The organism is Caulobacter sp. X (assembly GCF_002742635.1).
GTDB lineage: Bacteria > Pseudomonadota > Alphaproteobacteria > Caulobacterales > Caulobacteraceae > Caulobacter.
In genome coordinates, this window is sequence record NZ_PEGF01000001.1 from 1,036,757 (window position 1) to 1,062,852 (window position 26,096).

The following is a 26,096-nucleotide window of genomic DNA, read 5'->3' on the forward strand; positions in this document are numbered from 1 at the left end:
CCTCGGAAGCGCGACGAGGCCTTGGGCTGGCGCGCGCTCGCCGCTAAGCAGGCGTGACCGTTCAAGGAGTCGCCATGCGCCTGCCCGCCCTCGTCCTGACCCTGCTGGCCCTGCTGGTCTCGCCCGCCCTCGCCCAGCGGCTCGACGCGACGCCGCGCGTGGCCGTGATCTCGGCCTTCCCGCCGGAGATCGGCGCGCTGAACGCCGCGACCAAGGACCAGAAGACCTTCGACGTCCACGGCGTGAAGTTCATGACAGGCCAGATGGAGGGCAAGCCGGTTGTCGTGTTCCTGAGCGGCGTCTCGATGGTCAATGCGGCCATGACCACCCAGATGGCGCTGGACCGCTTCAACATCACCCGCATCGTCTTCTCGGGCATCGCCGGCGGCGTCGACGAGGGCCTGGACATCGGCGACGTGGTCGTCGCCGATCGCTGGGCCCAGAACCTGGAGAGCGCCTTCGCCCGCGAGACCGACAAGGGCTTCGAGGTCTCGCCCAGCATCCGCAACAGCACCTTGCCGAACTACGGCATGATCTTCCCCCGGGCGATCCTGTTGCCCGGTGACAGCCTCCAAGACGGCCGCGTCTGGTTCCCGTCCGACCCGGCCCTGCTGGAGACCGCCAAGCAGGTGGCCGCCTCGGTCGCCTTGCAGCGCTGCGCCGCCGACAAGTGCCTGATCCATCCGCCCAAGGTGGTGATCGGCGGGGCCGGCGTCTCGGCGCCAGTGTTCCTCGACAACGCCGCCTACCGCAAATACCTGCGCTCGGCTTTCGACGCCCGCCTGGTCGACATGGAGAGCGCCGCGGTCGCCCACGTAGCGCTCGTCAACAAGACCCCGTTCATCGCCTTCCGCAGCCTGTCGGACCTGGCCGGCGGCGGCGCGGGCGCCAACGAGATGCACACCTTCATGGCCCTGGCCTCGGACAATTCGGCGACGGTCGTGAAGGCGTTCGTCAAGGCGCTGCCCAACTAGCGGCGTTTTCCGATCAGTGTGAAACGGTCATCGGATCGAAAAAGGCTCTAAACTTTTGAATGAGAGCCCTCCTCTCGCCGACGCTCGGTCGGCCAGCCTCGGGACGATCGCATCGACCCGACGAGCCCCGATAAAGATCGAGTCCAGATGCAAATGAGATTGACTCTCATGATCAACGCGAAGTAAGCGCCGCACCATCGTTTTTGCGTGGGGTGCTTTCATGAAGCGGATGGGGTTGGCGGCGGGCGCGCTGGGCGTTCTGGTTATGGCGCAAGGGGCGCGAGCGGCCGAGGTCGCCAAGGCCGAAGACCAGTCCACCGCCGTGGAGGCCGTGGTCGTCACGGGCGAGAAGACCTCCCGCTCTTTGCAGCAGACGGTGACCAGCGTCGCGGTGACCACCGCCGCGCGCATCGAGCGCGAGAACATCCAGACCTTCTATGACGTGGTCGCCCGCACGGCGAACATGAGCGAGACCTACGGCAAGACCGGCTTCACGATCCGCGGCGTCAGCAACATGAACGTGTCGGGCGGCGGCACGGGCGGCCTGGCGACCGTCTATGTCGACGGCGCCGCCCTGCCGATTGAGGCCGTCTACGGCGGTCCGCTCGAGATGTGGGACATCGGCCAGGTCGAGGTGTTGCGTGGGCCGCAATCGACGCTGCAGGGCCGCAACTCGCTGGCCGGCGCGGTCGTCATCACCTCGGCCAATCCGACCTACGTCCCGCAGTTCCGGGCGCGGGTGAACCTCGCCAGCGGCGACGAGCGCACCTTCGCGATCGCGGGCGGCGGCCCGATCGTCGCGGATCAGCTGGCCTTCCGCGCCTCGGTCGAGAAGAAGGACAGCGACGGCTTCGTCTATAATCAGACGCTGAAGCGCGACATCGACGCGCTGGACAGCCTGAACGTCCGGGGCAAGCTGCTGTTCACGCCAAGCGCCCTGCCCGGCCTGAAGGCGATGCTGACCTACGCCCACAGCGACCGCGACGCCGGCTATCTGTTCACCTATTCGCGCATCGACACGCCCGACTACTACAAGCACCGGGTGGATCTGTCGGGTGATCCGAACCGCACGAAGACCAAGACCGACATCCTGACCGCCGATGTCGCCTACAGGTTCAGCGACAAGCTGACCCTGAACGCGATTGCCTCGCTGAACACGGTCAAGACCCGCTCCACCTATGATCTCGACTTCAAGGCCGTCAGAACCTCGTACGGCGCGCGGCGCGAGGACACCGACACAGCCTCGCAGGAGCTGCGGCTGAACTATGACGGCGAGCGCCTGAAGGGCCTGATCGGCCTCTACCACGCCAAGCGTGACGTCCAGGACCTGACCGCCAGCCAGGTCAACGTCACCTTCCCGCGGACGACGCTGGTCAACACCCTGACCTCGACCCTGCTGGCCAGCGTCCCCAACCCGACCGCCGCCCAGCAGGCGGCCGCGTCGGCCCAGGCCAACGCCTTCGCCAACCTCTATATCGCGGCCCTGCCGGTGATCCCGGTGGACTATTCGGGCGAGCAGCCGTCGGTGATCGACACCAGCGCCATCTTCGCCGACGCCAGCTACGCCCTGACCGACAAGCTGAGCCTGCTGGGCGGCTTTCGCTATGACCACGAGAAGAACACCGGCGGCAGCAGCCAGGTCGCGCGCTTCACGGGGACCTATCCCACGGCGTCGAGCTTTGGGGCCTACGCGCCTTACGTGACCCTGGTGAACGCCTTCGTCGCCAACATGGTGGCCCAGGCGGGCTCCGCGGCGCCGGAGGACACCCGGACCTTCAACGCCTTCCTGCCCAAGGTCGGCGTCAAGTACGACTGGACGCCGGACATCAACACCAGCCTGGTCGCCCAGCGCGGCTATCGCTCCGGCGGCTCGACGGTGAACATCGCCCGCTCGACCGTGGCGGCCTACGACCCCGAATATACCTGGAACTATGAAGCCTCGCTGCGCACCGCCTGGCTGGACGGGACCCTGACGGTCAACGCCAACGCCTTCTATGTCGACTGGAAGGACCAGCAGGTCACGGTGAACCTGGGCATCAACAGCTACGACTACGAAGTCCGCAACGCGGGCAAGTCGCACCTCTACGGCTTCGAGCTGGAGCTCGCCCAGCGGGTCACCCCGGCGCTGTCGTGGTACGCGTCGCTGGGCCACACGCGGACCAAGTTCGACGACTTCACCATCACCTCGGGCGTCGACACGCGGAATCTCGCCGGGTCGGAGTTCCCCTACGCCCCGCACTGGACGGTGGCGATGGGCGCCGACTATCGCTGGGCCAGCGGCCTGATCGCCCACCTGGACGGAAACTATCGGTCCGGCAGCTACTCCTCGGCGGGCTTGCAGCAGGCGCAGGACGATGTCGTCAAGGAACGCGTCGTGTTCAACGGCCGATTCGGCTACGAGCGCGCCCGCTGGGGCGCGTACATCTACGGCAAGAACCTGCTGAACGCGACCTACGCCCAGTACACCCGCGCCGACGTGGGCGTGGCGATGCTGAGCGAGCCCCGCATTCTGGGCCTGACCCTGGAAACGCGCTGGTGAGCGCGCTCTGGGCCCTGGCGCTAACGCCATTGCCGCTGGCCGGCGCTGTCCTGCTGAAACGCGCCTGGGATGGCCCCAGCCCCCGACGCCCCTGGCTGATCCTGGGCGGCTGGAGCCTGCTGATCCTGGCGATCGCCGCATCGGTTCCCCTACTGGGGCCCGCACGCGGGCCCTCGGCCATGCTGGCGGTCGGCTCGACGGCCGTCCTCGGCTTCGTCGCGGCCGGGATCGAGCGCCGCGATGCTCGCAGGAAGGCCCCGAGGGAGCTGGCGCCCGAGCCGTCGGATCGTCGCCGCGTCGCCTGGCGCGGCTGGCTCCGCGGCTTCCTGGCCGGTCCCCTGGCGGGCGTGGCCGCCCTGGGCTGCGGTCTGGCGGTGGCGATCTGCGCGCCCGGCCAGGTCCAGAGCCGCATGGTGATCGGCGGGCTGATCGTCCCGTTCCTGTGGGCCGGCGGCATGGCCTGGACCCTTTCCGACGACAAGATCCTGCGGGCCTTCGCGGTCCTGGCCGGCGTCGCGACCCTGACCCTGGGCGCGGCCTTCCTGAAGGGCGCGCTGTGATGGACGTCTCCGCCGACAAGCGCCACGCCGCCAAGACCAAGGCCGCGGGCAAGCCGATCTGGCCGAAGATCCCCGCCGAGTTCGTCCGCGCCATGCTGGCCGGTCACTCGGCCCTGGGCCTAGCCTTCGCGGCGCTGATCTATCTGGTCTGCTTTTCCGGCTCGATCGCTGTGTTCACTCAGGAGTTCGAGCGCTGGGAGCAGCCGGCGGGACCAGTGCTGCGCGCGGTGTCGCCCCACGCCGTGAACGCCGCCGTCCAGGACGCCGTCGCGCGCAACCCGAAGGCCCACGACCTGCTGGTCCGCCTGCCCGAACCCGCCAACCCTCGCCTGAGCGTTCAGGCCGACGACGCCAGCGGCCGCGAACACACCTATGTCGCCGATCAGACCGGTCGTCTCGTGAGAGAGGCGCGGACGCCCTGGGCCGAGTTCCAGGCCAAGCTGCATACCGTGCTTCACCTGCCCAGCACATGGGGCCGGTTCGTGGTGGGCCTGACCGGCGTGGCGCTGCTGTCGTCGCTGATTTCGGGCGTGCTGTCGCATCCCCGGGTCTTCAAGGACGCCTTCGCCTTCCGCTGGGGGGGCTCCAAGCGCCTGCAGGAGGCCGACCTCCATAATCGGATCTCGGTCTGGGGCCTGCCCTTCCACCTCGCCGTCTCCCTGACCGGCGCCTTCCTGGGCCTGACGACGATCATCGTCGGCGTCCTGGCCCTGGCGACCTTCAAGGGCGACACGACCAAGGCCTATGCGCTGTTCACCGGTCCCACCGTGAAGGACGATCCGCGCCCGGCCAAGGTCATGGACGTCGGCGCCGCCCTTACCGCCGTGACGGCGCGCCATCCGGACGCGCGGCCGACCTATCTCTACGTCCAGCATCCCGGCGAGCGCGGCCAGCACGTCAACGTCAATGTCGTGACCGAAAACCGCCTGTCGCGCGGCGAGACCGTTGTGGTCGACGGCGACGGCAAGATCCTGGGCGAGGTCGGCTATGAGGGGAACGCGCTGGGCTTTCGCGTGCTCTCGGCCATGACGCCGCTGCACTTCGGCTGGTTCGGCGGCTGGCCGGTCAAGGTCGCGTACCTGTTGCTGGGCCTTGGCCTGACGGCCGTGACCTCGAGCGGCGTCGCCATCTGGCTGGCTCGGCGCCGCGACAAGGGCCGTCCCACTCCGCGCTGGGAGCGGATCTGGATCGCCTTCGTCTGGAGCCAGCCGGTCGCCTACGCCTTTTCGGCCCTGGTCGCGCTGCTGTCGCCCCAAGCCGCGCCCGTGGCGGTCTGGGGCCTGGCGACCCTGGCGTGCTGCGCGGCGGCGCTCGTCGGCTCGCCGGCCGGGATTTCCGTGGCGCTGCGCCGGATCGGCGCCAGCCTGATCGCTCTGGTCGCCCTGGTCCATGGCGCCTTTCACGGCCAAGGAATGGCCGATCCGGTCGGCTGGGGCATGGACGCGGCCCTGCTGGCGACCGCGCTTCTGCTGGCGGCGACGACCCTCGCTCGCCGACCAAGCGCCGCGCGGTGAAGAGCGACGGGGCGCGGCCTTGCTCCGCGCCCCTTCGCCCACCATTCTCGCCGAACGGCGCGGCGCCCGACCGCGTCCAAGGAGGAACCTCGCCATGACCGCTTTCGATCGCCGCGCCCTCCTCTCCGGCGGTCTCGCGGCCGGCGCCGCCCTGGCGACGTCCGCGAGCGCCGCGCCCGAGGCCCCTCTGGTGTTCCATCAGGTGTTCTTCTGGCTGAAGACCCCCGGCGCCAAGGCCGATCGCGACCAACTGATCGCGGGTCTCAAGGCGCTGAAGGCCATCGAGGTGATCCAGCAGCTGCACATCGGCGTGCCGGCCTCGACCGAGAAGCGCGACGTGGTGGACAACAGCTACGACGTCTCGGAGCTGATGGCCTTCAAAAGCGTCGAGGACCAGAAGCGCTATCAGGACCACCCGCTGCACCAGAAGTTCGTGACCGACTGCGGCCACCTCTGGAGCAAGGTGGTGGTCTACGACAGCATGGCGGTCTGACGGCGCGGATGAGCGCCCAGATTGACACCCTAGGCGGCGAGCGTACGCTCGCGTCAGCCTGGGGAGAACTTGTGATGATCAGGACTGCTCTGACCGCCGCCACGGCCCTGCTGTTCGTCACTCCGGCTTTCGCCGAGGCTTGGCCAAGCCAGGACTGGTCCGTGATGAAGGTCGTAGCCCTCTCCTCGGCGGCGTCGGCCAGCGCGCGGCCCGACGGCGGAGCCAACCCGCCGATGGACTGGATGACCAGCGCCAACGGCGTGCTGGGCGGCCCCTCGCCGAACGCGGCCAAGACCGTCGCGTTCGATACCAGCGCCGTCAGCCGCAACGGCCGGACCATCGATCTGACCTACTATGTGTGGGCTCAAGACAAGATGGGCCTCACCGAGGTCACCTCGCGGATCGACTGCCGCAAGACAGGCGAAACCGTGCTGGGCATGCGTAAGTTCGGCGCCGACCTGCGGCCGGTGGCGAGCACGAAGCAGAGCTTCCGCAAGGTCGACGCGATGTCGCGCGCCGTGGCCCAGAGGGTCTGCGCCGCGCCGAAGGACCAGGTCGTTAGCGGCAAGTCGCTGCCCGAACTCTTCAAGGCCAGCTGACCCACCTGATCCGGCCGTCGGTCGGACTCTTGCTACCGCGTTCCGAACGTCCGGTCGCCGGCGTCGCCCAGGCCCGGCACGATATAGCCGTGCTCGTTGAGCCTCTCGTCGATCGCCGCCGTCCAGATCGGCACGTCGGGATGGGCTTCGCGCAGGGCGTCCACGCCGGCTTGTGCGGCCAACAGGCAGACGAAGCGCAGGTTGGCGACGCCATAGTGCTTCAGGCGCGAGATGGCGGCGATGGCCGAGTGGCCCGTCGCCAGCATCGGATCGACAACGATCGTGAGGCGGCCGGAGATGTCCTCGGGCGCCTTGAAGTAGTACTCGATGGCCTCCAGCGTCTCGTGATCGCGATAGAGGCCGATGTGGGCCACGCGGGCCGACGGGACCAGGTCCAGCATCCCCTCGCACATCCCCAGGCCCGCCCGCAGGATCGGGGCGAAGACCAGCTTCTTGCCGGCGATCTCATAGGCCGTGGCGGGCGCGACCGGGGTCTCGATCTCGACCTTGTCCATCGGCAGGTCGCGGGTGACCTCGTAGCAGAGCAGCGTCGCCGTCTCGCGCATCAGGGCGCGGAAGGTCTTGGTCGAGGTCGACTTGTCCCGCATCCGGGTCAGCTTGTGCTGGACGAGCGGATGATTGACGACGGTGACCTGGGACATGGCGCGGCTCGGCTAGGAACGGGAACGTCCCGCTCCTAGCACGGTAGCCGATTTTCAAGCCAGTTGATCGCCGATCGGCAGGGACCGGATCCGCTTGCCCGTGGCGGCGAACAGCGCGTTGCACAGGGCCGCCGGCGTCGGCGGATAGGCCGGCTCGCCCAGGCCCGTCGGGTTGTTGTCCGACAGCTTGAAGCGCACCTCGACCGGCGGCGCGTCGGCGATGCGCAACAGCGGGAAGTCGCCGAAGTTGCTGTTCACCGCCGCGCCGTTCTCGAAGGTCACGCCCTGGTAGAGCGCGCTGCCGATCGCATCGAGCACCGAGCCCTGTACCTGCTGCTCGGCGCCGGAGGGATTGACGATCTGGCGGCCGCAATCGACGGCGGCCCAGGCCTTGTCGACCTTGGTCGCTCCATCCTTGACGGTCGCCTGGATGACCACCGCCACATAGCCCAGGTGGCTGAAGTGGCAGGCGACGCCGAGGCCGGTTCCCTTCGGGACCTTGCGGCCCCACCCCGACATCTCGGCGGCGAGATCGAGGACGTCGCGCATGCGGCCGGTGTGGAAGCTGTCGCCCTTGCCCGGCTCGCCCAGCAGGCGCGGCGCGCCCAGCATCTCGCGACGGAAGGCGACAGGGTCCTTGCCCGCGGCGTGGGCCAGTTCGTCGGTGAAGCTCTGGATCACGAAGCCGAAGGCGTTGTTGCCCGGCGCGCGCAGGTAGCCCGTTGGGAAGCCCAGCGGCATGACCGAGATGTCGTGGCGGTAGTTGGCCACGGCGCGGCACGGGAACTGGGTCGAGTTCATGCCCGAGGAGGTGTTGAAGGTCTCGCCCTCGCCGAAGGTGACAAAGTGGTCCCTCCAGGCGACCACCGCGCCGCTGGCGTCCAGGCCGGCGGTCAGGTTGTGCCAGCCAGCGGGGCGGTAGAAGTCGTGCTGGATGTCTTCCTCGCGGGTCCAGACCAGCTTGACCGGCGCGGCGACCTTCGAGGCGATCACCGCCGCCTCGACCATGTAGTCGTTCATCAGCCGACGGCCGAAGCCGCCGCCGCAGCGGATCAGGTGGATGGTGATCGCAGACGGATCGACGTTCAGCGCCTTGGCGACCAGCGCGCGGCCGGCCTCGGGATTCTGGGTCGGGGCCCAGATCTCGACCTTGCCGTCCTTGACCTGGGCCGTGCAGTTCTGCGGCTCCATCGGCGCGTGGGCCAAAAAGGGGTAGCTGTAGGCGGCGCTGACCGTCTTGGCCGCGCCCTTCAGCGCCGCGTCGACGTCGCCGTCGTTGTAGGCGGTGCGGTGCGGCGGCGCCTTGGCCAGTTCGGCGGCCTTGGCGGTGAAGCCAGCGCTGCTCTGGGCGGCGGTCGGGTGTTCGGCCCACTTGATATCCAGCGCCTCGCGGCCTTTGCGGGCGGCCCACCAACTGTCGGCCACCACCGCCACGCCGGGCATGATGCTCTGCAGGTTGGTTCCACCCTCGACGACGAAGGCGTCGCGCACGCCCTTGACCGCCTTGGCCGGGGCGAGATCGACGCCGGCGACCTTCGCGCCATAGGTCGGGGCCTTGGCGAAGGTGGCGTACAGCATGTCCGGCAGGCGCATGTCGATGCCGAAGGTCGGCGCGCCCGTGGTGATGGCGTCGAGGTTCTGGCTCTTGTGGCTCTTGCCGATGATCCGGAAGGCCTTGGGATCCTTCAGGGTCAGGCTCTTGGGGTCGGGCGGGGTCAGCTTGGCGGCGTCGGCGGCCAGTTCGCCGTAGGACGCGCGGCGCTTGCTGGCCGCGTGGACCACCGCGCCGCGATCGGTCGTCAGGCTGTCGGCCGGAACGCTCCAGCGCGCGGCGGCGGCCTGGATCAGCAGCGCCCGGACGCTGGCCCCGACGCGGCGCAGACCATCGTATTCCAGGGTCGTGGCCATGCTGCCGCCGGCCACCTGGCGGCCGTAGATCTTGCTGTCGGCGATGGCCTGCTCGACCGTCACGGCCGACCAGTCGACGTCCAACTCCTCGGCGATCAGCATCGGCAGCGACGTCTTGATCCCCTGCCCGACCTCCGGGACCTTGGAGGCGATGGTGACCTTGCCGTCCGGCGCGATGCGGACATAGGCGTTGACCTGAGTGTCGCCGGCCGCCTGACCCTCGGCGGTCATGGTGAAGCTCAGCAGCAGGCCGCCGCCGATGGCCGCGCCGCTTTGCAGGACGAAACGCCGAGTGGGGTCGCGTAGGATTTCGCCGTCCATCACGCCTTCTCCTGGCCGGCGGCGACCTTGATCGCCTTGCGAATGCGGTTGTAGGTCGCGCAGCGGCAGAGGTTGCCGTTCATGGCCGCGTCGATGTCGGCGTCGGTTGGCTTGGGCTTCGCGGCCAGCAGCGCCGAGGCCGACATGATCTGGCCCGCCTGGCAGTAGCCGCACTGGGGTACGTCGATCGTCTTCCAGGCGTCTTGCACCTTGGCCCCGATCGGCGTCTTGCCGATCCCCTCGATGGTGGTGACCTTCTTGCCGCCGACCTCGCTGATCGGAGTCACGCAGGATCGGATGGCCTCGCCGTCCAGATGCACGGTGCAGGCCCCGCAGAGCGCCGCGCCGCAGCCGAACTTGGCGCCGACCAGGCCCAGCGTGTCGCGCAGCACCCACAGGAGCGGCGTGTCGCCGTCCACGTCGGCGGTCCTGGTTTCACCATTGACGGTCAGCGTGAACGCCATGCCGAGACTCCCGTTCTTCGAACCGGGACGCAATCTGCCTCAAGCTCGCCGTTCGCGCGAGAACTGTCACATAAGTTTCACAGATAGGATTTGACGGCCAAATCCTTCCGTGGTTCCGGTGCGCCGCGCGGCGATCCGACCACGGACGAACGCGATCTCGCAAGGAAAGACCGACACCATGCTGGGCTTGTTCAAGGCCGTCATGCCGAAGGAAGACTCGTTCTTCGACCTGTTCTCCGCTCACGCCCGCACGCTGATCGACGGCGCCGAGGCGCTGCGTGACATGACCGAGGGCGGCGACGCCGTCGAGGCCGCCAGCGCGCGCGTCTATCGCCACGAGGAAGAAGCCGACGACATCACCCGCCAGGTGATGCTGGCCGTGCGCCGCAGCTTCATCACCCCGTTCGACCGCAGCGACATCCAGGACCTGACCACCTCGCTGGACGACGCCATCGACCAGATGCGCAAGACCGCCAAGGTGGTCAGCCTGTTCGAGGTCAAGAGCTTCGAGCCTCAGATGAAGGAGATGGCGGGCGTCATCGTCGAAGCCGCCAAGCTGACGGAGCAGGCCGTCGCCCTGCTGCCCAAGATGCGCCAGAACGCCCACAAGCTGGGCGAGATCTCGGTGCGCATCCGCGAGATCGAGGAACAGTCCGACCACATGTACGACCAGGGCCGCAAGGACCTGTTCCTGGCCAGCCGAGCAAACGGCCCTGGCGGCGACCCGATGGCCTTCATCGTCGGCATCGACATCTACAGCCACCTCGAGAAGGTCATGGACCGCTTCGAGGACGTCGCCAACCGCATCAGCGGCATCGTCGTCGAGCAGGTCTAGAGTCCCGTGGACCCGACGCTCCTGATCCTGGGGTTTCTGATTGTCGTCGCCCTGGCGTTCGACTTTCTGAACGGCCTGCACGACGCCGCCAATTCGATCGCCACCATCGTCTCGACGCGCGTGCTGTCGGCGAAGTGGGCGGTGCTGTGGGCGGCCTTCTTCAACTTCATCGCCTTCATGTTCTTCGGCACCGGCGTTGCCAAGATGGTCGGCTCGGGGATCATCGATCCGCACATCGTCAGCGACCGGCTGATCTTCGGCGCCCTGGGCGGCGCGATCAGTTGGAACCTGCTGACCTGGTGGGCCGGCATCCCCTCGTCCAGCTCCCACGCCCTGATCGGCGGCCTGGTCGGCGCGGCCATCGCCAAGGTCGGCGGCGTCGGCGCCATCCAGTGGGCGGGCCTGTCCAAGACCGCCGCCGCCATCGTGGTCTCCCCGACCCTGGGCTTTTTCCTGGCCCTACTGCTGGTGCTGATCGTCTCCTGGACCTTCCTGAAGAGCTCGCCGTTCTTCGCCGACCGTGTGTTCCGCAAGTTGCAGTTCGTGTCGGCGGCCGCCTACAGCCTGGGCCACGGCGGCAACGACGCGCAGAAGACCATGGGCATCATCGCCGCCTTGCTGTTCGCGCATGGCGCCACGCATCAGGCGGGCCACATCCCGCTGTGGGTGATCCTCTCGTGCCAGACGGCGATGGCGCTGGGCACCCTGTTCGGCGGCTGGCGCATCGTCCACACCATGGGCAGCAAGATCACGCGCCTGACCCCGATGCAGGGCTTCTGCGCCGAGACGGGCGGGGCCATCACCCTGTTCTTCTTTACTCATCTCGGGATTCCGGTCTCGACGACTCACACGATCACGGGCGCTATTGTCGGCGTCGGCGCTTCGCGCCGGGTCTCGGCGGTGCGCTGGGGCGTGGCCAAGGACATCGTCATCGCCTGGATCGTCACCTTGCCGGCGGCGGCCCTCACGGCGGCGCTGTTCTACTATCTCGGGTTCTGGATGAAGTGACGGCCTCGCGAGGCAAGCAGGAAGGACGCAAGTCCGGCGGCGGCAAGCGCCGCCAGGTCGCCGCCTTGCCCTGGCGCGGCGAAGGCGAGGCCTTGCGCATCCTGCTGGTCTCCTCGCGCGAGACCCGCCGCTGGGTGATCCCCAAGGGCTGGCCGATGAAGGGCAAGACCGACTCCGCCGCGGCCGCCCAGGAGGCCTACGAGGAAGCGGGCCTCGACGGCGTCATCGCCGACAAGCCGATCGGCGAGTACGAGTACCTGAAACGCCTGAAGAGCGGCGCGGCCAAGCTGGTCAAGGTCGACGTCTATCCCCTGCAGGCGACCGGCGAGCACGCGACCTGGCCCGAAAAGGGCCAGCGCACCCTGCGATGGATGACGCCGGTCGAGGCCGCCCTTTCTGTCCAGGAGCCGGACCTGCGCGACCTGATCGCCCGCTTCGCCGGGGTCGAACTCTCGGCGGAAGATCACCCCGCCCCCACCCCCGCCCCGACGCCGGTGCGCGTGACCTTCCAGCGCCTGCGCCGACGGGTCACGGCGCTATGGGGGCGCTACGGGCGGTAACCCGCCCTTCTCAACCTTCGGCAAGCCTGTGGACAACCGCCTCCGCCGCGCATAATGTTCCCATTATGTTCTCAAGCGCCGGTGTCCGATGCAACTGTCCCTAAGCCTTGCCCGGTCGCCGCTGGAAAGCGTGCGTGACGCCCTGCTCTGCGAATTCGGTCCGCAGCGACCGGTCACGCGGATGGACCCGATCTCGCAGCTGGTGAAGTCCTCGATCAGCGGCCGCACCCAGGACGCGGTCTCGTGGGCCGCCTTCCTGCGGCTGCGGGCGGCGTTCAAGGCCTGGGACGACCTGGCCGACGCGCCGGTCGCGGCCGTGGCGCGGATCATCGAGGACGTCACCTTCCCGGTCGACAAGGCCCGCCACCTGACCACCGCCCTGAAGATGATCCGTGACAAGGTCGGCTGGCTGTCGCTGAACCACCTGAAGACCCTGACGGTCGATCAGGCTCGCTGGGAGCTGCAGGCCCTGCCCGGCGTCGGGACCAAGGTCGCCGCCTGCGTGCTGAACTTCAGCGACCTGGCGATGCGGGCCCTCGTCGTCGACACCCATGTGGACCGGGTCGCCAAGCGCATCGGCCTGGTTGGCGCCGGTGATGCGACCCACACCTATCACACTCTGATGGCGCTGGCGCCCGACGTCTGGACCGCCGACGATCTGTTCGAGCTGCACTGGCTGATGAAGCGGGGCCTGGGGCAGATGCTGTGCCCGCACGAAGGTCCTAAGTGCGGCGCCTGTCCGCTCAAGGCGACCTGCGCCAAGGTCGGGGTGGGTCGTAGCGCGGATGTGCTGGAATGGCGGCCGCGCGCCTGAACCTGTCACACGCTCATGCGCTGATGGGACATGACCATCCGCATCGGCACGGCCGGCTGGAGCCTTTATCGCGCGGACGAGGCCTTTCCGGCGGAGGGGACCGTGCTCGAACGCTATGCGGCTAGGTTCAATGCGGTCGAGGTCAATACGTCGTTCTACCGCCCCCACCAGAAGAAGACCTATGAGCGCTGGGCGGCCTCGACGCCGGAGGACTTCCGGTTCGCGGTCAAGGTCCCGCAGGCGATCACCCACGAGCGGCGGCTGGTCGGCGTCGACGACCTGCTGGCGCGGTTTCTCGACGAGACGGATGGACTGGGCGCCAAGCGCGGCCCGCTGCTGATCCAATTGCCGCCCAGCCTGGCGTTCGAGGCCGAACGGGTCGGCGCGTTCCTGGCGACTTGGCGCGATCGCACCGACGCGCCGACCGTGCTGGAGCCGCGCCACGCCAGCTGGTTCGAGGCCGAGCCCGACGATCTGCTAGCGGCCCACCGCGTCGCTCGGGTCGCCGCCGATCCGGCGGTCGTTCCCCTGGCCGCGGAGCCGGGCGGCTGGCGCGGCCTGGCCTACCACCGCCTGCACGGCTCGCCGGAGATGTACGCCAGCGCCTATGAGCCGGAGGTGCTGGACGCCCTGGCCGTCCGACTTCGCGCAGAGACCGAGCCCTGGTGCGTCTTCGACAACACCCGCCTAGGCGCGGCGACCTGGGATGCGCTGGCGCTGCGGGAGCGCACTGAATCCCCTCTATCTTAGAGAGAGGGAGGGGCCCAAGCGAAGCTTGGGAGGGTGAGTGGTTACGCCGTTAGCCGGAGCTCCGGCACATCGCTTCCCGCAGCGCCATGATCGTCCAAGGGCTTCGCCTACCCTCTCACCCTCCCACGCCTACGGCGCGGGCCCCGCCCTCTCCCCTGGGAGAGGGATTCACTTGCTCCCCAGCTCCGTGAACGTCCTGGTCCCAATCGGATAACGCGCCCAGTCCCTGAAGTCGAAGTGCCACCACTCCTCGGGATAGACCTCGAAGCCTTGAGCGACCATGGCCTCGCGCAGCACGGCGCGCAGGGCCCGCTGCTTCGTCGTTCCGCCGACGAAGTCGGCATAGGCGCGGCCGGAGAACTCGTCGTAGCGGCTGGGCATCTCGACGACCCTGCCGGTCTTCAGGTCGTACAGCGTCAGGTCCACGGCGCAGCCGCGGTTGTGGCGCGAGCCCTTGGCCGGGTCGGCGACGAACATGTGGGCGTCGGGCGGCGTGGCCTCCCAGAACATCCAGGTGACGAACCAGGGCCGATAGGCGTCGTGGATCAGGAGGCCGTAACCCTGGGCCGACAGGGCGTCCTGCGCCCGTCTCAGCGCTTGGGCCGCCGGGCGCTGCAGGTAGGCCGCCGCGCGCTCGTAGAGTGGGATGCCCATGAAGTTGTTGGCGCCCGCATAGCGGATGTCGAGCTTGATGCGCGGATCCACCGTCGTCAGGTCGACGAGGTCGGCGGACAGGAAGTCGCCCGTCTCGACCGGCGGCGTCGCGGCCAGGGCCTGCCGTCGCAGCGCCTCGGGGTCGGCGCTGACGCCGGCGCGGATGGCCGCCTCGGTCTCCGCCCCGAAGTCGTGGAAGGCTAGCCGCGACCCGTTCAGCCGCACCGCGCGCGGCTCCAGGGCCAGTTCGCCGCCGCCCGCGATCGCATAGCGTCCGCGCTCCGTCGGCGTCAGCCGCGCGGAGGCGTGGCCGGCGCCGTCGATGTGCAAGGCGTCGTCCTTCTCGAACACCGTCAGCGGCGCGGCCTTGTCGCCGTACTGGCCGATCGCCGCCCATTCGGACCTGAAGAGCGCGAACGCGGAAGGCGCGGCGAAGGCGGCGGCGCCGAGCGCCAGGAAGGATCGTCGAACCAGACCGCCCATCGCCGCCCCCTCCGTTCTGGATTACTTCATCGTCGGAATGACGAAGCTGCTATCGGCCACGTCGCCTTCCGGCCAGCGGGCCGTCACCGTCTTGACCTTGGTGTAGAACTTCACGCCCTCGACGCCGTGCTGGTTGGTGTCGCCGAAGGCCGAGCGCTTCCAGCCGCCGAAGGTGTGATAGGCCACCGGCACCGGGATCGGCACGTTGATCCCGACCATGCCGACATTGACGTTCGCCGCGAACTCGCGGGCGGCGCGGCCGTTGCGGGTGAAGATGGCGACACCGTTGCCATACTGGTGCTCGGACGGCAGGGCGATGGCCTCTTCCAGGGTCTCGGCGCGGACCATCTGCAGCACCGGACCGAAGATCTCCTCGTGATAGGTCTTCATGCCCTTCTTGACGCCATCGAACAGCGACGGGCCGATGAAGAAGCCCTTCTCGAAGCCCTGCAGCTGGAAGTCGCGGCCGTCGACGACCAGCTCGGCGCCCTCTTCCTGGCCGATCCGGATGTAGTCGGCGATCTTGGCGCGGTGCTGGGCGCTGACCACGGGGCCGTAGTGGGCGTCGGGATCGGTGGAGACGCCGACCTTCAGCGTGCCGATCTCGGCGACCATCCGCTCGCGCAGCTCGTCGGCGGTCTTCTTGCCGACGGGGACCACCACCGGCAGAGCCATGCAGCGCTCGCCGGCCGAGCCGAAGGCCGCGCCCGACAGGTCCTTGACCACTTGGTCGAGGTCGGCGTCCGGCAGGACGATCCCGTGGTTCTTGGCCCCGCCCATGGCCTGGACGCGTTTCCCGTGCGCCGTGCCCGTCTGGTAGACGTAGTGGGCGATGTCACTGCTGCCGACGAAGCTGACCGCGCGGATCAGCGGATGGGCCAGGATGGCGTCGACGGCGCTCTTGTCGCCATGGACGACGTTCAACACCCCCGCGGGCGCTCCGGCCTCCATCATCAGCTCGGCCAGCTTGACCGGCACGGTCGGATCCTTCTCCGACGGCTTGAGGATGAAGCTGTTGCCGACCGCGATGCTGATGCCGAACATCCACATCGGGATCATGGCCGGGAAGTTGAACGGGGTGATGCCCGCGCAGACACCCAGCGGCTGGCGCATCGAATAGACGTCGATGCCGGGACCGGCGCCCTCGGTATATTCGCCCTTCAGGATGTGGGGGATGCCGCAGGCGAACTCGATGACCTCCAGGCCCCGCTGGATGTCGCCCTTGGCGTCGGCGATGACCTTGCCGTGCTCGGACGACAGGATCTCGGCCAGGCTGTTCATGTCGCGCTCGATCAGGCGCTTGAACTCGAACATCACCCGGGCGCGGCGCTGCGGATTGGTCTGGGCCCAGCCGACCTGGGCCCTGGCGGCGACCTGGACGGCCGCGTCCAGCTCGGCGTCGGTCGCGAACTGGACGCGCGCCTGGACATCGCCAGTGTTGGGATTGAAGACGTCGCCGTAGCGGCCGGAGGTTCCGACCAGGGCTTGGCCGTTCACGAAATGGGCGATGTCTCGCATGATGCGCTCCCTAACGCTGTTTTGCGCGTCAATAGCATCCCCGGCTTTCGCCGTACCGCGCGAAATTATGCCGCCTCACTCCGCATCGACGTGAACCCGCCGGAAGCGGCCCTGCAGATAGACGAGCGGCTCGTGATCCGGGTCGTAGCGCAGCTTCACGACGCGCCCGACATAGACCCGGTGATCGCCGGCGTCGAAGGCCTGGTGCGTCTCGCACTCGAAATTGGCCATGCAGCCCGGCAGGATCGGCACGCCCGTGCGCCAGGTCTCGGTCTCGACGCCGGTGAAGCGGTCGACGCCCTTCTGCACGAACTGGCGGGCCAGTTCCTGGTGCTCGGCGTGCAGGACATTGACGGCGAAACGGCCGGCGGCGTCCAGGGCCGGCAGGCTGGAGGACTTCAGGTCCACGCAGATCAGCGCCAGCGGCGGGTCCAGCGACACCGAGGTGAAGGAGTTCGCCGTCAGGCCGACGCGCCGGCCGTCCTCGGCGAGCGTGGTGACGACCGTCACGCCGGTCGTGAAACATCCGAATGCGTTGCGCAGGGCGCGGGCGTCGTGGACGCCGCCTTCTCCCAGCTCGATCGTAACCGCCCTACTCATCGCCTTAGCAGTGGGCCAAAGCGATGGCGGGAGCAAGCCGGGGCGCGCCGAGGATCAAGCGAACGTCGCCTTCAGGATCTTTTCCAACCAGACCTGGTCGGTCTCATCGAAGGCGGCGGGCTGGTCGGAGTCGACGTCGAACACGGCGATCAGTTGGCCCTGCGGGTCGAACACCGGAACGACGACCTCGCTCTGGGAGCGGCTGTCGCAGGCGATGTGGCCGGGGAAGGCGTGGACGTCGGCGACCAGCTGGGTCTGGCCGGTCTCGGCGGCCGCGCCGCAGACGCCGCGTCCGAACGCGATGCGCAGGCAGCCCAGCGTGCCCTGGTACGGGCCGACGACCAGCTCGCGCGGCTTGGCCGGGTCGACGACGTAGAAGCCCGTCCAGAAATAGTGGTCGAAGCTGTTGGCCAGCATCGAGGCCACCGTCGCCATGCGGGCGGTCAGGTTGCTCTCGCCGTCCAGCACGGACGCGATCTCGTCGGCGACCTCGGCATAGCGGGTCGCCTTGTCGGCGGAGAGGGTGATGTCGTTGAACGCTTCGGCCATGGCGGGGATATAGCGCGGCCGGCGCGGGATGCGAGGGGGGAAGTCGCTTGGGGGCGTTACGAAACCGACGCCTACGCCGGCGGGCCCGCCGTCAGCAGCCAGCCGACAATCATGCGCTCGAAATCGACATAGGGCACGTTTTCGGGGTCGAACTCGAGATCGGAGGCGAGGGCCGGCAGGTCGGCCATGAAGACCTGGAACAGCCGCGCGACGCGATCGGCGCTCGGCAATTGCCGCCGCGAGACATTGGCCAGCCAGTCGCGGGTCTTCCGCAAGGCCTCGATGGCGTCGCCGCCATGGCCGTGAATGTCCATGCCGGCGAGGTCGGAAATGAAGCGCTGATAGCGGTAGCGCTCGACGTCCAGGACCAGGAGGCGCTTGGCGCTCTGCGCCTTGCCGCCAAAGCGCTTGGCGCCCAGGAAGATCCCGAGCTCCAGAGGCATGTTGAAACGCGGAAGCTGGTGGGCGGCGTCCAGTTCGGTGCGCGACAGGTCGTGAATACCGTATCGGCACTCGCCGATCAGGCCGTAAAGCTTGTCGATACGCGTCTGGCCGCCATCATCGAGCTCCATCGCCGAGCGCGGGCGGAAGCCACAGGCATAGATGGCGAAGATCAGAGCCCTGAAGGTTGGCCTGTAGGCGTCGTCGAACGGGCAGTTGATGAACACGTCATCCGCCGATGTCCCCGACTTGGCGGCCAAGCGCTATTTCTTCTTGCTCTGGACGTCCCTGGCGACCCGGCTGGCTTCGCGGATCGTGATCGAACTTCCCTTCGACGCGGGGTTCAGCACGAAACGCCCCGTGGCCGCGCTGCGGCCAGCCACGTGGCTGCCGGCCTTGCCCATCTTGGGGGACGCTGAGTTGGTCGAGGTCGCCATAGCGAGAATGTGCGTCTTCGCCCCTCGAAGGGCAAGGGACAAATCGCGAACGCCCTAGAACTCCTCCCACTCCCCAGGTCGCGAGCTGGGCGCCACCTTCAGAGCGTTCGAGCCCTGGACGTAGCGTTGGCGGAAGCTCTCGCGGGTCGGGGCGGCCACCGTCGGGCGCTGCGGCGGCGCGGCCGGACGACGCTCGATGCGGGCCGGCATCTCGTGGATCTCGGCGCCGACCTGATAGCGGCCGACCAGACGCTCCAGCTCGGCGGCTTTGGCGGCCAGGGCGCGGCTGGCGGCGCTGGACTGCTGGACCATGGCCGCGTTCTGCTGGATCACCTGGTCCATCTGGTTCACCGCCTGGTTCACCTCGGCCAGGCCCGTGGCCTGCTCCTTGGACGAGGCGGCGATGTCGCCGACCAGCTCGTTGATCTCGGCCACCTGGACCAGGATCTCGCGCAGGGTGTCGCCGGTCTCGCCCACCAGCTTGACGCCCTTGCCGACCTGATCGGTCGAGGCGGTGATCAGGCCCTTGATCTCCTTGGCCGCGTCGGCGGAGCGCTGGGCCAGGGCCCGAACTTCCTGGGCGACCACGGCGAAGCCGCGACCGGCCTCGCCCGCGCGGGCCGCCTCGACGCCGGCGTTGAGGGCCAGCAGGTTGGTCTGGAAGGCGATCTCGTCGATGACGCCGATGATCTGGGTGATCGACTGCGAGGATTTCTCGATGCCGCTCATGGCCTCGACGGCTTCGGTGACCACCGCGCCGCTGCGCTCGGCGGCGGCCTTGGCGGTGATGGTCACCTGTCGGGCCCGCTCAGCCCCTTCCGAGCTGCGCTTGACGGTGGCGGTGATCTGATCAAGCGACGCGGCGGTCTGGGCCAGGCCCGAGGCCTGCCGCTCGGTGCGCTGGGCCAGATCGTCGGCGGCGTCGCCGATCTCGATGCAGCCGCCCCGAATGTTACGCGCCGCGCCCAGAATGCCCGCCAGCGTGGCCTGCAGAGTCTCGACGGCGGCGTTGAAGTCGCGCGGCATCTGCACGGCGTCGCCCTGAAAAGCGTCCTCGCGCATGCGCCAGATCAGGTCGCCCTCGGCCAGCCGCTCCAGCCCCTCGCCCAGCGCATCCTCGGCCCGGGCGTAGGCGTCGGCCTGCTCGGCGGCCTCCTGCGCCTGGCGGCGGTGCTCGGCCTCGGTCGCGGCCCACTGGGCCTCGCGCTCAGCCTTCTGGCGTTCGTTGTCGGCCAGGGTGTTGCGGAAGCCGTCTAGCGCACGGGCGACCGTCCCGATCTCGTCGTTGCTCTCGGTCCCGTGGACGGCCTGGTCGTAGCGACCGGCGCTCAGCGCCTCGACCGAGCGCGACAGGCCGCCCAGCGGCTTCTTGACCACCGCCTTGGCGGTCATGGCGAGCGCGATCAGCACGGCGACGGTAAAGACCGCGCCAGCCGCCAGCAAGGTCAGCGCCACGCCGAAGCTGCCGGCCTGCAGCGCCACGCCGCCAGCGGCGGCGATCAGCAGCACGCCCATCGTCAGTCCGGTGGCGAGGATCAGCTTCCGGGCGATGGTCGATCGGGACATGAACAAGGTCTCCGGCCAGAACTATGGCTGTTAACCCTGTCTTTGACGATCGATTCCTGAATCGCCCGTTAACCACGTTTCAGGGATGCCCGAAACGGGCCTTCACCGGCGCGTAGCTGTCCCAAACCTGGCCGTCGCTGACCGAGCGCAGCAGCTTGACGTACTCGGCATGACTCCAGGCCAAGGGCGTCGCGGAATCGGTCCCCTCGCCGCGGTCGTAGCCGTGCGGGCTGGCCGCGCCGACGCCGTCCCAGACCTGCTCGGGGATCAGCAGGCCATCATTGGCGAACAGCTCCATGGCTCGGACATAGGTGTCACGGATCTTCTTGACCGCGGCCGCATCCGGTTTGCCCGAGACGCCGGCCAAGGCCAGTTCATAGTGGCCGCGCTCGCCGGTGAAAATCGGCCACACCCGGCCGCGCTGGCCGGCGCGCATTTGGCCGCCTTCGCCGTAGTTGGCGCCGGTCGCGACGTCCTCGCCATAGCCGTCGACGCCATAGCGCCGCCAGCCGGGGAAGGTCCCCCGCTCGCCCGGGAAAGTGAAGTCGTAGCGGACGCGATAGAGGTCCTCCATCGCCTGGTCGTCCAGCTTGGGCAGGGTCGCGACGATGGCCGGATCATCGGCGCGACGCACGCCGTAGCGGACCAGCTCGAGGAAGCCGGCGTCCAGCATCTTGTCCTCGGGGACCGCCGCCTGGCCGTTGCGTTCCTCGACTGGGCTCTTGTTGTCCGGATCCTGGTCGCTGTTCAGGCGCAGATAGTAGTGGCCGTCGCCGAACGATCCCTTGGTCGTGACCATGCGGGCCTCAACCTTGGCCGAGTAATCATCGGCGGTCTTGCGGTAGGTCTCGGCCGAGGCCTTGTCGCCGGCCGCTTCGGCGATGTCTCCGGCGACCACCAGGCCCGCGATCACGGCGGCGGTCGTCGAGGGCGAATAGCCGCCCTGCTCTTCCCAGCGCTCCTGCTGGGTGAACGGCGGGGTGATGGTGGCGCTGTTCCAGCCCAGTCCCACTTTGCCGCCCCTCACCAGGAAGTCGGCGGCGGGCTTCAGCATCCGACTGTAATAGGCCTTCAGCTCGGCCTCGGGCAGCCAGCCCAGCTTCCACAGCTTCCAGCCCAGCATGATCGGCATGGCGGTCTGGTCCAGCTGGACGCCGACCCATTCCGGCGTGCCGTCGACGTGCGACTTCTGCAGGAACCAGCCGCCGACGCCGGTATTGCCCGGAGTCTTCGGACCGACCTGCACGGTCGGCAGATAGTGGAAGGCGGCGAGAGGCGTCTGCTTGTCGCCCAGCGCCGCCAACGCCATGGCGCACTGGTAGAAGTCGCGCGGCCAGACGGCCTTGTAGCCGGTCGAGGACTGGGTGGCGTCCACCGTGTCGCCCCACGGGTTCGACAGCGAGGCGATCAAGGCGCCGGCGTGGGTGCGGTCCTCCTGCACCTTCAGCATCAGGGCCGAGGCCTGGACCAGCTTGCCGCCGTCCTCGGACGCCTCGCGCAGGCGCGACAGCTCGCTCAGCGAGGCCAGATAGTCCTCCCAGCCCACCCGCGCGCCCTCGCCGTTGAAGCGGGCCAACACCTCGGCATAGCCGGTCTTCAAGGTGGCGGCGGCGCTCGCGTCGGCGGCCTTGGCGCCGGGGCCGAAGCCGATGGCGAAGTCGAAGGTCGCCTCCTTGGCCACCGCCGGCAGCTGGGCGGTCAGGACGATCGCGCCCTTGGCCGAGGTGGTCGTGGCCGTCAGTCCCGCCAGGGCGTCGCCGTCCTGCAGCGTGCTGGCCGACGCCTTGGCGAAGGGCTTCGCCCCCTTGAGGCTGAGGAAGGCCTTGCCCTCGTAGGCGGTCAGGGAGGTCGTCGAGGCCGCGCCCACATCGCCGCCGCCGGTGTTGGCCATGTGCGGCTCCAGCACAAGGGTCGGGGTCACCGGTCCCTTCAGCGCCCTGACCGTCACGCGTACGAACAAGCTGTTGCGGTCCGGATCTGTGAAGATCCGCTTCTCGATGACAAAGCGGCCTTGGCGATCGGCGGTGGTGATCTTGTAGGCCGGCGACAGCGGGCGGCCGGCGCTGTCGACGTGCAGATATTCGGTCTTGGCCGTGGTGTCCGCGCCCTCGACCGCGAGACCCGTCGCGGTCTGGACGGCGATGCGCATCTGCTTGATCTGGGCCTCGTGGATCAGGCCATACATCGTCTCGGTCAGAACGCCGTCGGCGATCGAGAACCAGACCTTGGACACCGCGCCCGTCGGGCCGCCCGGCTTGTAGGCGCCGTCGACATAGGCCTCGTAGGACGCGCCGACGCCGGTCTTGGCCGAATAGGCCCAGGTCGTGGCCGGAGCCGCGGCGTGGGCGGCGCTGGCGAGAGCGGTGGCGGCCGAGGCCAGGGCGAGCAGTTTCAGGCGGCGCATGGCGAGGACCTCGTCAGGCTGGGGGAACAGGGGATCAGGCCGGCTTGGCGTCGCGAACCGCGAAGGTCGCCAGGGCCGCGATGATCAGGGAGGCCGCGCCCAGGACGAGCGCGTAGATGGCCTGGCCGCCGAAGAAGGTTTTCAGCAGCAGGCCCAGCACCGTCGCCGCCAAGAGCTGCGGGATGACGATGAAGAAATTGAAGACGCCCATGTAGACGCCCATCTTCCGCGCCGGCAGGGCGCCGGCCAGGATCGAATACGGGGCCGAGAGGATCGAGCTCCAGGCGAAGCCCACGCCAATCATGCCGATCCAGAGCAGACTAGGCTGGCGGATCAGCAGGAAGGACAGCAGGCCCAGCGCGCCCAGCGTCAGGCAGACGGCGTGGCTGACCTTGCGGCTCGAAACCTTGACCATCAGGGGGATCAGCAGGGCCGCCAGGGCCGCGACGCCATTGTAGACGGCGAACAGCACGCCCACCCAGTCGGCGCCCTGGTTATAGGCCTTCGACGCGGCGTCGGTGGCGTGGAAATGGACCGCCGCCACGGCGGGGGTCGTATAGATCCACATGGCGAACAGGCCAAACCACGAGAAGAACTGCACCACCGCCAACTGGCGCATGGTCACGGGCATGCGGAAGACGTCTTCGAGGACCTCGGAGAAGCCGTTGTCGGTGCGGCCCAGGCGCTTGAACCTTGCTCCAGCCACGCCCGCGGCGCCGAACGCCAGCAGGAGCGCGGCCAGGACGTAGAGTTCCTTCTCCAGGCGGGCGAACCAGACGACCGCCGCCAGAGCCAAGCCCGCCAGCACGCCGCTGACGCCAAGGGCGATGTAGGCGTTGACCGAGGGGGCGGGCTCCTGGCGCGGACCAAAACCCCTCGCCTCTTCGGCCTCAAAGACCTGAAGCTGCTCGGGCGGATATTCGCGGGTCGTGAAGACCGTCCACATCACCGCCAGCAGCAGCCCCGCGCCGCCGACGTAGAAGGCGATCCTGACCGCGTCGGGGATCTGGCCCGGCGGCGCCGTGTTGGAGACGTGGAGCCAGTTGGTCAGCATCCACGGCAGGGCCGAGGCCAACACCGCGCCAAGCCCGATGAAGAAGCTCTGCATGGCGTAGCCGGTCGCCCGCTGCTCGTCGGGCAGGTTGTCGCCGACGAAGGCCCGGAACGGCTCCATGGTCACGTTGATCGAGGCGTCCATGATCCACAGCGCCGCGGCCGCCACCCACAGGGTCGGCGAATTGGGCATGATCAAGAGGCCCAGGGTCGTCAGGATCGCGCCCCAGAAGAAATATGGCCGCCGACGGCCCAAGCGTCCCCAGGTCTTGTCGCTGAAATGGCCGATGATCGGCTGGACCAAGAGGCCCGTGGCCGGCGCGGCGATCCACAGGATCGCCAGGTGGTTCACGTCCACGCCCAGGGTCTGGAAGATCCGGCTGGTGTTGGCGTTCTGCAGGCCGAAACCGATCTGGATTCCGAAGAACCCAAAGCACATGTTCCAGATCTGCAGGAAAGTCAGCCTCTGCCTGGCCATCCGTCTCCGCCCCGTCGCGATCGGTTGAGCCCGATCCATTTTCGCAATATTTTGCACAAACTGCGCGCGCCACATTTGCACATGGCGATCGACGCCTTGCAACGGGAAATACGGATAATTCTCGATTATTTGCGCTGACGCATGCGCGAGCGGGCAGGCGCAGCCGCAACCTCCTGCTCAAATCTTTGCATTATTTTTCAGCGCAGCCGAGCGCGCTGTGTTCGACCGCGCGCCGGTTGCAAATCTCGCCGAACATGGCCTTATGGCCAATGAAAAACTTTGCAGAAATGTTTGCGTTGAGGGACGGGCGTTCGGTGAGCAGAGGCGCGACACGACTTGAGGACCTGGCCAAGCTGGCCGGAGTTTCGATCTCCACCGCCTCGCGGGCGCTGAATGACAGCCCGGCGGTCAACCAGCGCACCAAGCAGCTGATCTGGAAGCTGGCGCGCGAGATGGACTATCCATTCCGCCGCTACATGCCCGCCGGCCCGATCGGCGCCGAGGCCACGATCGCTCTCGTCACCCCGCGCCCGCAGGGCCGCGACAGCGGCATGTCCGACCCGTTCTTTCTCGAGTTGCTGGCCGGCGTCGGCGAGGCGGCCAAGGAGCGCGGCTGCGACGTGATCCTTAGCCACATCGCGCCGGCCAATTTCGAGGACCTGGCGGCGGCGATGAACACCAGCCGCGCCGAGGGGGTGATCTTCCTGGGCCAGAGCTCGCTGCACGCGGCCTTCAACCGGCTGGCCGAGACCGAGACCCGCTTCGTCGTCTGGGGCGCCCAGTTCCCGGACCAGAACTACTGCTCGGTCGGCTCGGACAACATCCAGGGCGGCCGTCGCGCGACGCTGCACCTGGCGCGCCTGGGCCGCAAGCGCATCGTCTTCCTGGGCGACACCGAGGCGCCCGAAGCCATGCACCGCCACCGCGGCTATCTGGAAGCCCTGGAGCAGGCCAAGCTGGGCGTCGATCCCGACCTGATCGTCCCAGCCCACTTCGAGGTCGAGTCGGCCGAGGCCGCCATCGACAGCCTGATCCACCATGGCATCCAGTTCGACGGCGTGGTCGCCGCGTCCGACCTAATCGCCCTGGGCGCCATCCGGGCGTTGAAGCACGCGGGCCTGTCGGTTCCCGGCGACGTTTCGGTCATGGGTTTCGACAACGTGCCGTTCAGCCGTTACGCCAGCCCGGCCCTCTCGACCATCGCCCAGGACACCGCCAAGGCCGGCCGGCTGATGGTGTCCAAACTGCTCGACAGCGGCGAACGCGCCAGCCGCTCCGAGCGCGTGCCGACCGATCTGATCATCCGCGAGAGCTGCGGGGGGTAGAGCCCCCGCGGAGACCTTTCCCGCCCCGGAATCCAGCTGCCGAGGCCGCCGGCCGGCCGCGGCGCCAAATCATCAGGGCGCCGGCGCGTGATCAATGCTGAACGTCCGCGCCATGCGCCATTGGCCGTCGGCGCCAAGACGCCACAGGATCGAGAACCGCGCCTTGCCGGCGAGGCGCTCTGCCCCCTCGCCCTTTCGCTCGTAGAAGAGGTGCGCTCCCTCCTCGACCGCGCCGAAACCAGGGATGGCATAGACCTTCAGCGTTTCGGGGACCAGCTCTCGACGAGACCGCCAGGCGTCCGGCGCGCGCTTGGCGGCGCAGCTCTTGGCGTAGTCGGCGACGAAGGCGTCGTGGTCCATCGCCCCGCCCTTGTCGTGGTAGAACTCCATGTCATCCGTCACGAGGCCCGCCAGCGCCGCAGGATCGCATTTTGCGAACATGACGTCGAACAACACGGCGTCGCGCGCCGCGATGGTCTGGGTGAGAGCGGGCTGCGCCGGCACGAGGACGGAAGTCGCGGCGAGCGCGGCGAGAAGGGCGAACATCGGACACTCCGAGACTTAGCGCGGACCTGGATCCCGCATTC

Annotated in this window: 23 protein-coding genes and 2 pseudogenes; 12 read left to right on the plus strand and 13 right to left on the minus strand. The window is 68.4% G+C overall.

Features of this window, described 5'->3' with window-relative positions; translation table 11 throughout:
* Positions 1-74 precede the first annotated feature (74 nt).
* The 6 genes from CSW60_RS04770 (at position 75) to CSW60_RS04795 (ending at position 6,679) form a co-directional block, all read left to right on the plus strand.
* Positions 75-974 carry a 5'-methylthioadenosine/S-adenosylhomocysteine nucleosidase gene (locus CSW60_RS04770; RefSeq protein WP_099536158.1) on the plus strand — a complete coding sequence of 300 codons (900 nt, stop codon included), beginning with the start codon at positions 75-77 and terminating at the stop codon, positions 972-974.
* A 220-nt stretch (positions 975-1,194) separates the two neighbouring features.
* On the plus strand, positions 1,195-3,513 hold the full coding sequence (locus CSW60_RS04775) for a TonB-dependent receptor (RefSeq protein ID WP_099536159.1): 2,319 nt from the start codon (positions 1,195-1,197) through the stop codon (positions 3,511-3,513).
* A complete protein-coding gene (locus CSW60_RS04780; protein ID WP_099536160.1) occupies positions 3,510-4,073 on the plus strand; it encodes a hypothetical protein in 564 nt (187 codons plus the stop codon). Before CSW60_RS04775 ends, CSW60_RS04780 begins: the two co-directional genes overlap by 4 nt.
* Entirely contained in the window at positions 4,073-5,587 is a 1,515-nt protein-coding gene (locus CSW60_RS04785) for a PepSY domain-containing protein (protein WP_099536161.1), read from the plus strand. The genes CSW60_RS04780 and CSW60_RS04785 overlap by 1 nt, the downstream gene beginning before the upstream one ends.
* Positions 5,588-5,681: 94 nt before the next feature.
* Entirely contained in the window at positions 5,682-6,080 is a 399-nt protein-coding gene (locus CSW60_RS04790) for a Dabb family protein (protein ID WP_099536162.1), read from the plus strand.
* Positions 6,081-6,154: 74 nt separating this feature from the next.
* A complete protein-coding gene (locus CSW60_RS04795) occupies positions 6,155-6,679 on the plus strand; it encodes a hypothetical protein (RefSeq protein WP_099536163.1) in 525 nt (174 codons plus the stop codon).
* A 32-nt stretch (positions 6,680-6,711) separates the two neighbouring features.
* On the opposite strand, the gene upp is transcribed toward CSW60_RS04795, so the two are convergent.
* From upp to CSW60_RS04810, 3 genes are read right to left on the minus strand one after another with little or no spacing between them, the layout of a single operon-like run.
* Complete coding sequence (gene upp, locus CSW60_RS04800; protein WP_099536164.1) at positions 6,712-7,341, minus strand: uracil phosphoribosyltransferase; 630 nt, start codon at positions 7,339-7,341, stop codon at positions 6,712-6,714.
* A 54-nt stretch (positions 7,342-7,395) separates the two neighbouring features.
* On the minus strand, positions 7,396-9,570 hold the full coding sequence (locus CSW60_RS04805; protein ID WP_099536165.1) for a xanthine dehydrogenase family protein molybdopterin-binding subunit: 2,175 nt from the start codon (positions 9,568-9,570) through the stop codon (positions 7,396-7,398).
* Positions 9,570-10,034, minus strand: a complete 465-nt coding sequence (locus CSW60_RS04810; RefSeq protein WP_099536166.1) for a (2Fe-2S)-binding protein — start codon at positions 10,032-10,034, stop codon at positions 9,570-9,572. Before CSW60_RS04810 ends, CSW60_RS04805 begins: the two co-directional genes overlap by 1 nt.
* 178 nt (positions 10,035-10,212) lie before the next feature.
* Between CSW60_RS04810 and CSW60_RS04815 the strand changes: the two genes are divergently transcribed.
* From CSW60_RS04815 to CSW60_RS04835, 5 genes are all read left to right on the plus strand, one after another.
* Complete coding sequence (locus tag CSW60_RS04815; RefSeq protein WP_099536167.1) at positions 10,213-10,869, plus strand: DUF47 domain-containing protein; 657 nt, start codon at positions 10,213-10,215, stop codon at positions 10,867-10,869.
* A 6-nt stretch (positions 10,870-10,875) separates the two neighbouring features.
* Positions 10,876-11,877, plus strand: a complete 1,002-nt coding sequence (locus CSW60_RS04820; RefSeq protein WP_099536168.1) for an inorganic phosphate transporter — start codon at positions 10,876-10,878, stop codon at positions 11,875-11,877.
* Complete coding sequence (locus tag CSW60_RS04825) at positions 11,865-12,437, plus strand: NUDIX hydrolase (protein ID WP_099537551.1); 573 nt, start codon at positions 11,865-11,867, stop codon at positions 12,435-12,437. Before CSW60_RS04820 ends, CSW60_RS04825 begins: the two co-directional genes overlap by 13 nt.
* 88 nt (positions 12,438-12,525) lie before the next feature.
* Positions 12,526-13,251, plus strand: coding sequence for an endonuclease III (gene nth, locus CSW60_RS04830; RefSeq protein WP_099536169.1), 726 nt, complete (start codon positions 12,526-12,528; stop codon positions 13,249-13,251).
* Positions 13,252-13,281: 30 nt separating this feature from the next.
* The gene (locus CSW60_RS04835; protein WP_099536170.1) at positions 13,282-14,001 is read left to right on the plus strand and encodes a DUF72 domain-containing protein; all 720 of its coding nucleotides are present in this window, start codon (positions 13,282-13,284) and stop codon (positions 13,999-14,001) included.
* Between the two features lie 168 nt (positions 14,002-14,169).
* Here the strand turns inward: CSW60_RS04835 and CSW60_RS04840 are convergent, their stop codons facing one another.
* The 9 genes and pseudogenes from CSW60_RS04840 to CSW60_RS04875 all read right to left on the minus strand — a co-directional run bounded on the left by CSW60_RS04840 (position 14,170) and on the right by CSW60_RS04875 (position 24,184).
* The gene (locus CSW60_RS04840) at positions 14,170-15,138 is read right to left on the minus strand and encodes a M15 family metallopeptidase (protein ID WP_099536171.1); all 969 of its coding nucleotides are present in this window, start codon (positions 15,136-15,138) and stop codon (positions 14,170-14,172) included.
* Positions 15,139-15,159: 21 nt separating this feature from the next.
* The gene (locus CSW60_RS04845; RefSeq protein ID WP_099536172.1) at positions 15,160-16,656 is read right to left on the minus strand and encodes a CoA-acylating methylmalonate-semialdehyde dehydrogenase; all 1,497 of its coding nucleotides are present in this window, start codon (positions 16,654-16,656) and stop codon (positions 15,160-15,162) included.
* Between the two features lie 75 nt (positions 16,657-16,731).
* Positions 16,732-17,256 carry a flavin reductase family protein gene (locus tag CSW60_RS04850; protein ID WP_099536173.1) on the minus strand — a complete coding sequence of 175 codons (525 nt, stop codon included), beginning with the start codon at positions 17,254-17,256 and terminating at the stop codon, positions 16,732-16,734.
* A gap of 54 nt (positions 17,257-17,310) precedes the next feature.
* Positions 17,311-17,805: a GAF domain-containing protein gene (locus tag CSW60_RS04855; RefSeq protein WP_099536174.1), complete on the minus strand. Its 495-nt coding sequence runs from the start codon at positions 17,803-17,805 to the stop codon at positions 17,311-17,313.
* Positions 17,806-17,876: 71 nt separating this feature from the next.
* The gene (locus tag CSW60_RS04860; protein ID WP_236634214.1) at positions 17,877-18,506 is read right to left on the minus strand and encodes a nucleotide-binding protein; all 630 of its coding nucleotides are present in this window, start codon (positions 18,504-18,506) and stop codon (positions 17,877-17,879) included.
* Between the two features lie 3 nt (positions 18,507-18,509).
* On the minus strand, positions 18,510-18,683 hold the full coding sequence (locus CSW60_RS23415; RefSeq protein WP_161495622.1) for a hypothetical protein: 174 nt from the start codon (positions 18,681-18,683) through the stop codon (positions 18,510-18,512).
* Positions 18,684-18,737: 54 nt separating this feature from the next.
* A pseudogene (locus tag CSW60_RS04865) lies at positions 18,738-20,186 on the minus strand (methyl-accepting chemotaxis protein); the annotation flags it as partial.
* A 142-nt stretch (positions 20,187-20,328) separates the two neighbouring features.
* Positions 20,329-22,653 (minus strand): glucan 1,4-alpha-glucosidase, encoded by a 2,325-nt coding sequence (locus CSW60_RS04870; protein WP_099536176.1) that lies wholly within the window; start codon positions 22,651-22,653, stop codon positions 20,329-20,331.
* A gap of 34 nt (positions 22,654-22,687) precedes the next feature.
* Positions 22,688-24,184 carry an MFS transporter gene (locus CSW60_RS04875; protein WP_099536177.1) on the minus strand — a complete coding sequence of 499 codons (1,497 nt, stop codon included), beginning with the start codon at positions 24,182-24,184 and terminating at the stop codon, positions 22,688-22,690.
* A 254-nt stretch (positions 24,185-24,438) separates the two neighbouring features.
* On the opposite strand from CSW60_RS04875, the pseudogene CSW60_RS04880 reads away from it, so the two are divergent.
* Positions 24,439-25,509, plus strand: a pseudogene (locus tag CSW60_RS04880) (LacI family DNA-binding transcriptional regulator).
* 72 nt (positions 25,510-25,581) lie between these two features.
* Here CSW60_RS04880 and CSW60_RS04885 read toward each other — a convergent pair.
* Positions 25,582-26,055, minus strand: coding sequence for a nuclear transport factor 2 family protein (locus CSW60_RS04885; protein ID WP_099536179.1), 474 nt, complete (start codon positions 26,053-26,055; stop codon positions 25,582-25,584).
* Between the last annotated feature and the right edge of the window lie 41 nt (positions 26,056-26,096).